The 12266-nt window shown below is 71.8% G+C and carries 10 protein-coding genes; 5 read left to right on the top strand and 5 right to left on the bottom strand.

Translation table 11 applies throughout. The features are described 5' to 3' along the window. Window positions 1-57 precede the first annotated feature (57 nt). Window positions 58-1683 carry a malate synthase A gene (gene aceB, locus ACWHYA_RS10955; protein ID WP_425941121.1) on the bottom strand — a complete coding sequence of 542 codons (1626 nt, stop codon included), beginning with the start codon at window positions 1681-1683 and terminating at the stop codon, window positions 58-60. Between the two features lie 177 nt (window positions 1684-1860). Here aceB and ACWHYA_RS10960 point away from each other — a divergent pair, with 177 nt between their 5' ends. From ACWHYA_RS10960 to ACWHYA_RS10975, 4 genes are all read left to right on the top strand, one after another. Further along, complete coding sequence (locus ACWHYA_RS10960) at window positions 1861-2289, top strand: GNAT family N-acetyltransferase (RefSeq protein WP_425941120.1); 429 nt, start codon at window positions 1861-1863, stop codon at window positions 2287-2289. A gap of 128 nt (window positions 2290-2417) precedes the next feature. Continuing rightward, complete coding sequence (gene lepA / locus ACWHYA_RS10965) at window positions 2418-4286, top strand: translation elongation factor 4 (protein WP_425941118.1); 1869 nt, start codon at window positions 2418-2420, stop codon at window positions 4284-4286. After that, window positions 4283-5062: a tRNA (guanosine(46)-N7)-methyltransferase TrmB gene (trmB, locus tag ACWHYA_RS10970; protein WP_425941117.1), complete on the top strand. Its 780-nt coding sequence runs from the start codon at window positions 4283-4285 to the stop codon at window positions 5060-5062. Before lepA ends, trmB begins: the two co-directional genes overlap by 4 nt. Before the next feature lie 314 nt (window positions 5063-5376). Beyond that, on the top strand, window positions 5377-6288 hold the full coding sequence (locus ACWHYA_RS10975; RefSeq protein WP_425941115.1) for a hypothetical protein: 912 nt from the start codon (window positions 5377-5379) through the stop codon (window positions 6286-6288). A gap of 107 nt (window positions 6289-6395) precedes the next feature. Here ACWHYA_RS10975 and ppk2 read toward each other — a convergent pair whose 3' ends face one another. After that, window positions 6396-7286 carry a polyphosphate kinase 2 gene (gene ppk2 / locus ACWHYA_RS10980; protein WP_425941113.1) on the bottom strand — a complete coding sequence of 297 codons (891 nt, stop codon included), beginning with the start codon at window positions 7284-7286 and terminating at the stop codon, window positions 6396-6398. 92 nt (window positions 7287-7378) lie between these two features. On the opposite strand from ppk2, the gene hemW reads away from it, so the two are divergent. Beyond that, the gene (hemW, locus tag ACWHYA_RS10985; protein WP_425941111.1) at window positions 7379-8602 is read left to right on the top strand and encodes a radical SAM family heme chaperone HemW; all 1224 of its coding nucleotides are present in this window, start codon (window positions 7379-7381) and stop codon (window positions 8600-8602) included. 503 nt (window positions 8603-9105) lie between these two features. On the opposite strand, the gene ACWHYA_RS10990 is transcribed toward hemW, so the two are convergent. The 3 genes from ACWHYA_RS10990 to fumC form a co-directional block, all read right to left on the bottom strand. Continuing rightward, window positions 9106-9678 (bottom strand): DUF4870 domain-containing protein, encoded by a 573-nt coding sequence (locus ACWHYA_RS10990; protein WP_425941110.1) that lies wholly within the window; start codon window positions 9676-9678, stop codon window positions 9106-9108. Between the two features lie 48 nt (window positions 9679-9726). Next, a complete protein-coding gene (locus ACWHYA_RS10995; RefSeq protein ID WP_425941109.1) occupies window positions 9727-10590 on the bottom strand; it encodes a DUF3097 domain-containing protein in 864 nt (287 codons plus the stop codon). Between the two features lie 192 nt (window positions 10591-10782). Further along, the gene (gene fumC / locus ACWHYA_RS11000) at window positions 10783-12186 is read right to left on the bottom strand and encodes a class II fumarate hydratase (protein WP_425941107.1); all 1404 of its coding nucleotides are present in this window, start codon (window positions 12184-12186) and stop codon (window positions 10783-10785) included. Window positions 12187-12266: the final 80 nt, after the last annotated feature.

Here is a 12266-nt window from a genome sequence, read left to right on the forward strand (position 1 = left end):
GTCGATGGAACCCACCCTAGGCCGCCGCGGCCGGATCGTCCCGGCCGGGGCGCGCCCTCAGGGCATCGTCTCGTAGGCCGGCACGGTGAGGAAGTCGGCGAAGTCGTCGGCCACCGCGACCTGCAGGAAGAGGTCCTGCGCCTCGGTGTAGTCCACGCTGCCGTCCGTGGCGCCCGGCAGGGTGGGCACGACCTCGGCCACCAGCCGCTCGACCAGTTCGCGGGTGACCGTCTCCCCGGTATCGGCGAGGGTGATGTCGTTGTGGATCCACTGCCAGATCTGGCTGCGGGAGATCTCGGCCGTGGCCGCGTCCTCCATGAGGTTGTGGATGCCGACCGCGCCGCGCCCGGTGAGCCAGACCGCGAGGTACTGCAGGGCCACGTCGATGTTGGCGCGCAGCCCGGCCTCGGTCACCTCACCCGGGGTGCTGGCGACGTCGAGCAGCTGGGCGGCGGTGACCTGCACGTCCTCACGGGTACGGTCGACCTGGTGGGGCCGGTCGCCCAGGACGGCGTCGAAGACCTCCATGCAGGTGCCGACCATGCCCGGGTGGGCGACCCAGGATCCGTCGAAGCCGTCCTCGGCCTCGCGCTGCTTGTCGGTGCGGACCTTCTCGAAGGCGGCGGCGTTGACCTTCTCGTCCTTGGAGGGGATGAAGGCGGCCATGCCGCCGATCGCGTGCGCGCCGCGCCGGTGGCAGGTGCGCACGAGCAGGTCGGTGTAGGCGCGCATCATCGGGGCGGTCATCGTCACCGCGTTGCGGTCGGGCAGGACGTAGTCCTCGCCCCGGGTGCGGTAGGTCTTGATGACGCTGAACAGGTAGTCCCAGCGGCCGGCGTTGAGCCCGGCCGAGTGCTCGCGCAGCTCGTAGAGGATCTCCTCCATCTGGAAGGCCGCCGGCAGCGTCTCGATGAGGCAGGTGGCCCGCACGGTGCCGCGGGGGATGCCGAGGTGCTCCTGGGCGATGACGAAGGCGTCGTTCCACAGCCGGGCCTCGAGGTGGTGCTCCATCTTCGGCAGGTAGAAGTAGGGGCCCTTGCCGGCGTCCAGCTGCGGCTTCGCGCAGGCGGCCATGTAGAGCGCCATGTCCACCAGTCCGCCGGAGGCGCGCTGTCCGTCGACCAGCACGTGCTTCTCGTCCAGGTGCCAGCCGCGGGGGCGCACCACGATCGTCGGCAGCTGCTCCTGGTCGGTGGTGCTCAGCGCGTACTCCTTGCCCTCGGGGGAGGTGAAGGAGATCGTGCCCAGGGCGGCGTCGCGCAGGTTGAGCGGGCCCTCGACGACGTTCTCCCACATGGGGGTGTTCGCGTCCTCCTGGTCGGCCAGCCACACCCGCGCGCCGGAGTTCATCGCGTTGATGGTCATCTTGCGGTCGGTCGGACCCGTCATCTCGACCCGGCGGTCGACCAGCCCCGGGGCGTGCTCGGCCACCCGCCACGACTCGTCCTCGCGCACGTCCCGGGTCTCGGGCAGGAAGTCCAGGTCCTGACCGTCGGCGACCGCCTGCACGACCGTGCGGCGGGCCGCCAGCCGTTCCTGCCGGCGCGGCTCGAGCTCGCGGTGCAGGGTCGCGACCAGCTCCAGGGCCGGCCGGGACAAGATCTCCTCGTAGCCGGGCCGCAGCGCGCCCGTCACCTCCACACCCTCGGGCAGGTCCAGCACGGGCGTCGTCGCGTCGGTCATCCGGTTCCTCCTGGTATTCCGCATCATGGAATGAAGCGTCCGTCGTGTGGAACGTCAGTCTAGCGGCGCGACCCTCCACGGGCCACCGTCCCGAGCACCGGCAGGATGTGGTCCGCGTCACCCGGCCCGGTGCGGACCCACCGGGCCGACGCTGCGGCGGTCGCCTACAGTGACGGCGTGGGCTCGCACGAGATCGTCATCACCACCGAGGAGCTGCCGGGCCGTGAGGACCTGGTCGCGCTCTACGACGCGGTGGGCTGGTCGCGGTACACCTCGGACCCCGACCTGCTGGAGGCTGCCGTGCGGGGCTCCACCCGCGTGGTGGTCGCCCGCTACGGGGAGGACCTGCTGGGGCTGGCCCGCGTGGTCTCCGACGGGGCCACGATCGCCTACCTGCAGGACGTGCTGGTGCGCCCCGAGCTCCAGCGGGAGGGGGTCGGCAGGGCCCTCGTGGACGCGGCGATGGAGCCCTTCGCCCACTGCCGCCAGAAGGTCCTGCTCACCGACGACGACCCAGCCCAGAAGGCCTTCTACGAGTCCCTGGGCTGGGTCGAGGTCCGCGAGCACGGGGACGGTCACCTGAGGGCCTTCGTCCAGATCGCCTGACGATCTGACGGCTCTGGCCCGTCCGGCGGGACCCGCACGCCGGGCCGACGGTTCCGCCCCCGGCCCCGGTCCGTGGGACACTGGCCGGACCGCCCGCCCCCACTCCATACCCGAGGTTGAGACCCAGCGTGTCCCCGCTCGCCCGCAGCAAGACCGACTCCGTGCCGCAGCCGGCGTCCACCCCGCCGGAGCTCATCCGCAACTTCTGCATCATCGCCCACATCGACCACGGCAAGTCGACCCTCGCGGACCGGATGCTCCAGGAGACCGGAGTCGTGGACCAGCGGCAGATGCGCGCGCAGTACCTGGACCGGATGGACATCGAGCGCGAGCGCGGCATCACCATCAAGTCGCAGGCGGTCCGGATGCCGTGGTCGGTCGACGGCGGGAACCACATCCTCAACATGATCGACACCCCCGGGCACGTGGACTTCACCTACGAGGTCAGCCGCAGCCTGGCGGCGTGCGAGGGGGCGGTGCTGCTCGTCGACGCGGCCCAGGGGATCGAGGCGCAGACCTTGGCCAACCTCTACCTGGCCATGGAGAACGACCTGACGGTCATCCCGGTGCTGAACAAGATCGACCTGCCGGCGGCGCAGCCGGAGAAGTACGCCGAGGAGCTCGCCGGGCTCATCGGCTGCGACCCCGCCGAGGTGCTGCAGGTCTCGGGCAAGACCGGGGTGGGGGTGGCGGACCTGCTCGACCGGATCGTGGAGCTGGTCCCGCACCCGGTCGGTGACGCCGACGCCCCCGCACGCGCCATGATCTTCGACTCGGTCTACGACACCTACCGGGGCGTGGTCACCTACGTGCGGGTGATCGACGGCGGGCTCACCCCGCGCGAGAAGATCGCGATGATGTCGACCAAGGCGACCCACGAGCTGCTCGAGATCGGCGTCATCAGCCCCGAGCCGGTGCCCTCCCAGGGACTGGGTGTGGGGGAGGTCGGCTACCTCATCACCGGGGTCAAGGACGTGCGGCAGTCCAAGGTCGGGGACACCGTCACCGGTGCCGGACGGATGGCGGCGACGGCGCTCGGTGGCTACCACGACCCGCGCCCGATGGTCTTCTCCGGGCTCTACCCGATCGACGGGTCGGACTACCCGCTGCTGCGGGACGCGCTGGACAAGCTCAAGCTCAACGACGCCGCGCTCGTCTACGAGCCGGAGACCTCCGCCGCACTGGGTTTCGGCTTCCGGGTCGGCTTCCTGGGGATGCTGCACCTGGAGATCGTGCGGGAGCGGCTGGAGCGCGAGTCCGGCCTGGACCTGATCTCGACCCTGCCCAACGTGGAGTACGAGGTGCGCCTCGACGACGGCACCGTCGTGGAGGTCACCAACCCCAGCGAGTTCCCCTCCGGGCGGGTCGCCTCCATCACCGAGCCGATCGTGCGCTCCACCATCCTGGCGCCGAGCGAGTTCATCGGCGCGATCATGGAGCTCTGCCAGACCCGACGGGGCACCCTGCGGGGCATGGACTACCTCTCCCCGGAGCGGGTGGAGATGCGCTACACCCTCCCGCTGGCCGAGATCGTCTTCGACTTCTTCGACGCGCTGAAGTCACGCACCAGGGGTTACGCCTCCTTCGACTACGAGCCCGACGGCTCTCAGGAGGCTGACCTGGTCAAGGTGGACATCCTCCTGCAGGGCGACACGGTCGACGCCTTCAGCGCGATCGTGCACCGGGACAAGGCCTACGCCTACGGCGTGCAGATGTCGACCAAGCTCAAGGAGCTCATCCCGCGCCAGCAGTTCGAGGTGCCGATCCAGGCGGCGATCGGTGCCCGGGTCATCGCGCGGGAGACCATCCGAGCCATCCGCAAGGACGTCCTGGCCAAGTGCTACGGCGGTGACATCAGCCGCAAGCGCAAGCTGCTGGAGAAGCAGAAGGAGGGCAAGAAGCGGATGAAGATGGTGGGGTCCGTCGAGGTGCCCCAGGAGGCCTTCATCGCCGCGCTCTCCCAGGACGGCGGGGCGGTCGAGAAGGCCAAGAAGTGACCGGGGAGGAGGGCGCGATCTCCCTGCGGGGCCACTACGCGCTGGGCCACCCGGTGATCGGTCCCCGTCCCCTGGCACGGACCCGATCCTTCACCCGTCGGGGCGGGCGGATGCCGCACACCCACCAGCGCGCCTGGGACCGGCTCGCGGACCAGGTCGTCCTGCAGGTCCCCCTGGCAGCGGGTGACACCTCCACGGTCGTGGACCCGGGCTACCGCCTCGACCCGGAGCAGGTCTTCGGCCGTCGCGCCCCGCTCGTGGTCGAGGTCGGCTCGGGGGCAGGGGACGCCCTGGTGGCGGGGGCCGCCGCCCGTCCCGACCACAACTTCCTCGCGCTGGAGGTATGGCGTCCGGGCACCGGTCACGCGCTCGCCAAGATGGCCGCCGTCAACGACGGGCAGGCCCTGCCCAACGTCCGCGTCGTCGAGGCGGACGCGGCGCTGGCGCTGCGGACCATGCTGGAGCCCGGCACCGTCGAGGAGGTGTGGACCTTCTTCCCCGACCCCTGGCCCAAGGCCCGCCACCACAAGCGCCGGCTGGTCGACCCCGACTTCTCCGACGCGGTGGCAGACCTGCTGCGCCCGGGCGGCCGGTGGCGCCTGGCCACCGACTGGGACGACTACGCCAAGGTGATGCGGGATGTCGTCGGGGCCGAGCCGCGGCTCCGGCTGGAGTCGACCGCCCGGTTCCCCCTTCGGCCGGTCACCCGGTTCGAGCGCCGCGGCACCGAGGCCGGGCGGCGGATCACCGACCTGGCCTACGTGCGGCTCGACTGACCGGCGCCCCTCCGCGGTCAGGTCCTGTCCGCCCGGGCGACGTGACATCGCCCGGGTCCGCGTGACGACTCAGGCATCCTCCGGCACCGCGCGGACGACTCCTGCATCCTCCTTCGCCGCGCGGACGACTCGCGCATCCTCCGGCACAGCGCCGTCCGTCTGCACGAACGAGTGCACGGCCTGTTCGGCTGATCCCCTCGATCGGGCCGAACGGTGCGTGCAGTCGTTCCCCGGTCCCGCCGCCCGGCCGGTCCCGCCGCCCGGCCTGTGGACGACCGAGACGGTCCGCCCACGGTCTCCTGCAGGCTCGACCCATGCCCCTGGACACGACGAAGCCGTTCACCCACCGGGCCGCCCGGCAGGCGGGGATCGCCCGGCACCGGCTGGCCTCGCCGCAGTTCAGCCGCCTGGCACGAGGGGTGTATGTCGACGCCTCGGTGACCCTCGACGGCTCCACGTGGGCTCGGGCCGCCCTGCTCTCGGCCCGGGACGAGGCCTTCGTGTCGCACCACACCGCCGCCGCCCTGTGGGGAGGGGTCGTTCCGCACACCGACAAGCTGCACCTGAGCGTGCCGCGCGGCGTGCGCCGCGCCGCTCGCGACGACGTGGTCGTGCACGCGTCGTCCCGCAACCCCACCGTGTTCCGGGGCCTGCGCACCACCAGCGCCGACGACACCTTCCTGGACCTGGCCAGGTCGCTCGGTCTCGTCGACCTGGTGGTCCTGGGCGACAGTCTCGTCCGTCGATGCAGGACGACGCCGAAGAAGCTCGTCCAGGCGGCCGGCACCGCGTCGGGTCGTGGTGTCGCCCTGGCGCGGAGGGCGGCGACCCTCGTGCGTCCGGGCGTCGACTCGCCGATGGAGACCCGCTGCCGGCTTCTGCGCGTCCTCGCGGGTCTGCCCGAGCTCGAGACGGACCTCCGCTTCCACGACGACCGCGGTACCCTGACCAGACGGCTGGACGCCGGTGACCGGCGGACGAGGACCGGTGTCGAGTACGACGGACGGCACCACGTCCGGCGCGAGGAGCAGTGGGAGGACGACATCGGCCGTCGGGAGGAGTTCGAGGACCAGGACTGGCGCATCGTCACCCTGGTGAGCAGGGACGTCTTCGTCACGCCCGCGCGCACGGTCGAACGGCTGCGTCGCATCCTGTCGGCACGGGGCATGACCGTCGGCCCGCCGCGGCACGAGTGGCTGCGCCACTTCTCGGGCCGGGACCACTGAGCGGTTCCGCGCCCCGGTCCACCGGGCCGGTACCACTGACCGGTCCGCCCCCGACGCAGGGCCGGCACCACTGACCGGTCCACCCTCCGGTGCGGTTCGAGAACTCCTCAGTCCCCCACGGTGTCCCGGGCGCGCCTGACGAGCCGCGGGTCGGGCCGCAGGACCACGTCGTGGTCCTTTCCCTCGTAGTCGAACTGGGACAGGAAGTGGCGCATGGCGTTGATCCGGGCCCGCTTCTTGTCGTTGGACTTCAGCGTCATCCACGGCGCCCAGTCGGTGTCCGTGCGCCGGAACATCTCCTCCTTGGCCGCGGTGTAGGCGTCCCACCGGTCCAGCGACTCCAGGTCCATGGGGGAGAGCTTCCACTGCCGCACCGGGTCCAGCTGACGGATCGCGAACCGCGTGCGCTGCTCGGTCTGGGTCACCGAGAACCAGAACTTGGTGATCGAGACCCCCGCGTCGACGAGCATCTTCTCGAACTGCGGCGCCTGCTCCATGAACAGCTCGTACTCGGCGTCGGAGCAGAACCCCATCACCCGCTCGACCCCGGCGCGGTTGTACCAGGACCGGTCGAAGAGCACCATGTCCCCGCTCGTGGGCAGGTGCTCGATGTAGCGCTGGAAGTACCACTGCCCGGCCTCGACCTCGGTCGGCTTGTTGAGGGCCACGACGGTGGCCCCGCGCGGGTTGAGGTGCTCCATGAACCGCTTGATCGACCCGCCCTTGCCGGCCGCGTCGCGTCCCTCGAAGACCAGGACGTGGCGGCTGCCGTTGTCCTTGGCCCAGTACTGGAACTTCAGCAGCTCCACCTGCAGCAGCCACTTCTCGACCTCGTAGTAGTCCCGGGTCATCCGCTCGGCGTAGGGGTAGTCCTCGCGCCAGGTGTCGACCGCGCTGCCGTCCGGCGTGATGAGGTCCGGGTCCGACCCCTGGTCGTCCCGGACGGTGTACCCCTCGTCGCGGAGCCGGTCGATGTACTCCCGGAGACGTTGCTGCACGCCTCCGACCCTATCGCCCGGCGCGGTCCCCGGGCGGCGGGGGCGAGGAGGAGAGGCGCCGACGGGTCCGCCCGTCGGGGACAATGGGAGGCGTGCCCTCGACCTTTCCTCCCGGAGACCCCGCGCCCGCGGACGGCTCGCTGCCCGCCGGCGCGCTGGAGGGTATGCCGGCACGCACCCTGGGGGTGTACCTGCACGTCCCGTTCTGCCGGGTCCGGTGCGGCTACTGCGACTTCAACACCTACACGCTGCCCGAGCTGGGCGCCGACGCCGACACCGGTCGTTACGTGGGGGCTGCCCTCGCCGAGGTCGACCTGGCCGGACGCGTTCTCGCGCAGGGGGACCCGCCGCCCGTCAGCACCGTCTTCATCGGGGGCGGGACGCCCACCATGCTGGCGCCCGCTGCCCTGGGCGCCCTGCTGGGTCGCGTCCGCGAGGTCCTCGGCCTCACGCGCGACGCGGAGGTGACCACCGAGGCCAACCCCGACACGGTGACCCCACGGGTCGCCGAGCAGCTGGCGGCCGAGGGGTTCACGCGGGTCAGCATCGGGATGCAGTCGGCCGTCCCGGACGTCCTGCGCACCCTCGACCGTACCCACGACCCCGCCAACGTGGAGCGGGCGGTCGCCGCCGCCCGGGCGGCCGGGCTGCAGGTCAGCCTGGACCTGATCTACGGCACGCCGGGGGAGTCCCTGGAGGACTGGCGCACCAGCCTGGAGACGGCGGTGTCGCTGGACCCCGACCACGTGTCGGCCTACGCCCTGGTGGTCGAGGAGGGGACCAGGCTGGCCGCCCAGGTGCGCAGGGGCGAGGTGCCGGCCCCCCAGGACGACGACGAGGCGGACAAGTACGAGCTGGCCGACCGGGTGCTGGGGCGGGGCGGTTACCACTGGTACGAGATCTCCAACTGGGCGCGCGGGCCGGAGCACCGCTGCCGGCACAACCTCGCCTACTGGCGCGGTGGGGACTGGTGGGGGATCGGTCCGGGCGCGCACAGCCACGTGGCCGGCGTGCGCTGGTGGAACGTCAAGCACCCGCGTGCCTACGCCGACCGGCTGGCCGCAGGGCTCAGCCCCGCCCACGCCCGTGAGGTGCTCGGGCCGGAACAGCGGCACGACGAGACGGTCCTGCTGCGCTCGCGCCTGGTCGAGGGCCTGCCGACCGAGCTGCTGGCGGCGCCGGCGAGGACGGCGGTCGCCGGCCTGGTCGCCGACGGTCTCGTGGACGGCCGTGAGGCCCTGCGGGGACGGGTCGTGCCGACCCTGCGCGGTAGGCTCCTCGCCGACACCGTGGTCCACCGGCTGCTGCCGGGCTGACCCGACCCGGGTCCCCTTCCGCGACACGCCGGTGCGCGCTGCGTCCTGTCGGCGCCAACGCCGGTAGAACGGGACGGACGCGCTGAACGGAAACAGACGGACACGGCAACAGCCCCTGCCGGGTATGAGCCGGCAGGGACTGGCCGCGGACGATGGTGGCCCGCTTCGCGACGTATGAGGTCGCGAAGCGGGCCACGGCCGGACGTGACGTCCCGACCGGTGCGCAAGGGGTCCGGAGGCTCGACCTCCGCGTCACCGGAGGTGGCGACGGTGTGCCCGGGGGCACGCGGTCCGCCGATCGAATCCTCGACTGTCTTGCGACCCGCCCCGCCTTGCGGAAAGGGCGTAGAACCTGTCTACTCCCGAACGGTCCCCGTGACAAGAGGTCGGCCCGAAAAAGTCTACCCGCCGCGGCGTGTCGTGTTGACACACCGCGGCGGGCAGATTGGGGTCGGGGTCCGACCGCGTCCGAGGAGGACCGTCCGGTCGGCGGTCGGGACCGCTCAGTTGAGGATGCGGATCTGGAAGGGGTACTCGAAGACCTCCCCGCGCGAGGCCATCATGGCGCCCTTGACGTGGGCCCAGATCTGCACGACGAAGAGGATGATCCACAGCGGGATCGCCCAGAGGAAACCGATCCCCAGGGTGAGGATCACGCTGAGCCACAGCGCCACGGTCGCGATGGTCATCGAGACGTTGAAGTTGAAGGCTCCCGCGGAGGCCACCCGGACCGCCTGGCTGCGGTCCTTGTAGAAGACCCACACCAGCAGCGGGCCGAGGAACGGCAGCCAGGCACCGCTGAGCAGGAAGGAGATCGGGGCCGACAGGTGGGCCAGGAGCATCATCGTGCGCTCCTCGCCCTCGACGGGGGTCCGCCCCTGACCGGACGGGCCGACGCCCTGACCGGACCACCCGCCCCGGGAGTCGGGGGCGCCGCCGGAGCGCCAGGGGTCGGTGCCCTGCCCCTGCTCGGGGCCGGGCACGTGGGGCTGCTCGCCGCCGGACAGGTCCTGCCGCTGCTGGGGCTCGGACGGACGGTCGCCGGGAATGGGGGGAGGCGGGGGTGCGGTGCTCATGTGTCGCTCCTGGGTAGGACGGCCGGAACCTCGACCTGTCCCATCCTCTCAGGGGACGGTGACGAAGTCGATCAGTTCTTCGACGCTGGAGAGCAGCGTCGGTTCCAGATCGCTGTAGGAACGCACGGAGGACAGGATCTTCTTCCAGCCGCGGGCGACGTCGGCCTGCGAACCGTGGGGCCAGCCCAAGGCCTCGAGCACCCCGTGCTTCCAGGAGCGGCCGCGCTCCACGACGGGCCACACCTGCAGGCCGAGCCGGGCCGGCTTGACCGACTGCCAGACGTCGACGTAGGGGTGCCCCAGGATGCGCGCGTGCGGGCTGACCCGCTCGGCCTCGGCGACGATCCGGGTCTCCTTGGTGCCCGGGACGAGGTGGTCCACCAGGACGCCCAGCCGGCGGTCCGGCGTCGGGGCGAAACGGCGGATCTCGCCGGCGAGGTCGTCGACCCCGTCGAGCATCTCCACGACCACGCCCTCCACCCGCAGATCGTCCCCCCAGACCTTCTCGACCAGCTCGGCGTCGTGCCGCCCCTCGACCCAGATCCGGGACCCGGAGGCCACGCGCGCCGCCTGCCCGCGCACGGCCACCGACCCGCTCGCCGTCCGGGAGGCCGCCTGCCGGGCAGCCTCCACCTGCGCCCGGCACTCGCCGGTCGGGACGGTGAGCACGACGGGTCGTCCCTCGAGGAGGAACCCCGGACCCAGCGGGAACCCGCGGGTGCGGCCCCGGCGGTCCTCCAGGTGCACGACCTGCATGCCCCCGGCCTTCTCCACCCGCACCACGGCGCCGCACCACCCGGTGTCCACGTCCTCGACGACCAGGCCGGGCTCGGCCTCCACGGGCTGGGCGCGACCCCTCCGCGGGGCGCGCCAGTCGGTGCTCAGCACGTCGGTTCCGTAGCGGTCGCTCACAGCCGTCGAGGGTATGCCGTGGGGCAGGTGGGTCGGGTGAGGCGCGCCAGGGCGAGGGTCACCGGGGACGCGGCCGGCCCCGTCCGTCGTCGACGGGGCCCGTCCGTAACCGGCCAGTCCGTCGTCGACGGGGCCCGTCCGTGGCCGACCGGGACCGTCCGTGGCCGGCCGGGCCCGTCCGGGTGCGTCGTCTCAGTCCTGTCGGGGACCCGTCATGTCGGCGGGGACGACCCAGGCGTCGAACTGCTCCTCGGTCAGCTCGCCGCTGGCCACGGCGGCCTCGCGCAGGGTCAGGCCCTCCTTGTGGGCCTTCTTGGCGATGGCGGCGGCCTTGTCGTAGCCGATGTGCGGGTTGAGCGCGGTCACCTGCATGAGGTTGCTGGCCAGGTTGGCCTCGATGCGATCGGTGTTGGGCTCCAGGCCGACCGCGCAGCCGTCGTTGAAGGCCCGGCAGGCGTCGGCGATCAGCCGGATGCTCTCCAGCACCCCGTGCACCATGACCGGCTTGAAGACGTTCAGCTGGAAGTTGCCCTGTGTACCGGCGAAGGCCACCGTGGCGTCGTTGCCGAAGACCCGCGTCGCCACCATCGTCAGCGCCTCGGCCTGGGTCGGGTTGACCTTGCCGGGCATGATGCTCGAGCCGGGCTCGTTCTCGGGGATGTTCAGCTCGCCGATGCCGTTGCGCGGTCCGGAGGCCAGCCAGCGCACGTCGTTGGCCATCTTCATCAGGGCGCCGGCCAGGGTGCGCAGCGCGGCGGAGGTCTGCACGAGGGCGTCGTGGGCGGACAGCGCGGCGAACTTGTTCTCCGCCGAGCGCAGCTCCAGGCCCGCCTCCTCGCCCATCTTCCGGGCCGCCAGGTCCCCGAACCGGGGGTGGGCGTTGAGCCCGGTGCCGACCGCGGTGCCGCCGATGGCCAGCTCGCGCAGCCCCTCACCGGCGTGCCGGACCTCGGCCATGGCGTAGTCGAGCTGCGCGACCCAGCCGCCGATCTCCTGACCCAGCGTGATGGGGGTGGCGTCCTGCAGGTGGGTGCGTCCGACCTTGACGACGTCGGCATGCTCCTGCGCCTTGGCGGCCAGGGTGTCGCGGAGCACCGACACGCCGCCCTCGAGCCGGTCGCGCAGCTCGAGCAGCACGGCGATGTGCATCGCCGTGGGGAAGGTGTCGTTGCTGCTCTGGCCCCGGTTGACGTGGTCGTTGGGGTGGACCGGGGTCTTGCTGCCGAGCTCGCCGCCGGCCAGCTCGATCGCCCGGTTGGCGATGACCTCGTTGCTGTTCATGTTGCTCTGCGTCCCCGAGCCGGTCTGGAAGACCACGAGGGGGAAGTGGTCGTCGAGGTCACCGGCCACGACCTCGTCGGCCGCCCGGACGATGAGGTCGGCCACGTCCTGCGGCAGCTCACCGAGCTCGGCGTTGGCCTGGGCAGCGCCCTTCTTGAGGATGCCCAGGGCCTTGATCACCGGCCGGCCCCAGACGAAGGTGTCCCGGCCGATGGGGAAGTTGTGGATGCTGCGCTGCGTCTGCGCGCCCCAATAACGGTCGGAGGGGACCTCGACCTGTCCCATGCTGTCGCTCTCGATGCGCACCTGGTTCATGGGCTCATCGTAGGTTCCGCGGCGGGGCGGGTGCCGCGGGGTGCCCGGACCGGGAGTGCAGGGACGGTCGACCGTGCCGA

It is taken from the genome of Ornithinimicrobium carbonis, from assembly GCF_977012275.1.

Coding starts and splice junctions, on each gene's coding strand:
- aceB (WP_425941121.1), bottom strand. CDS start 1,683: ATGACCGACGCGACGACGCCCGTGCTGGACCTGCCCGAGGGTGTGGAG.
- ACWHYA_RS10975 (WP_425941115.1), top strand. CDS start 5,377: ATGCCCCTGGACACGACGAAGCCGTTCACCCACCGGGCCGCCCGGCAG.
- ACWHYA_RS10990 (WP_425941110.1), bottom strand. CDS start 9,678: ATGAGCACCGCACCCCCGCCTCCCCCCATTCCCGGCGACCGTCCGTCC.
- fumC (WP_425941107.1), bottom strand. CDS start 12,186: ATGAACCAGGTGCGCATCGAGAGCGACAGCATGGGACAGGTCGAGGTC.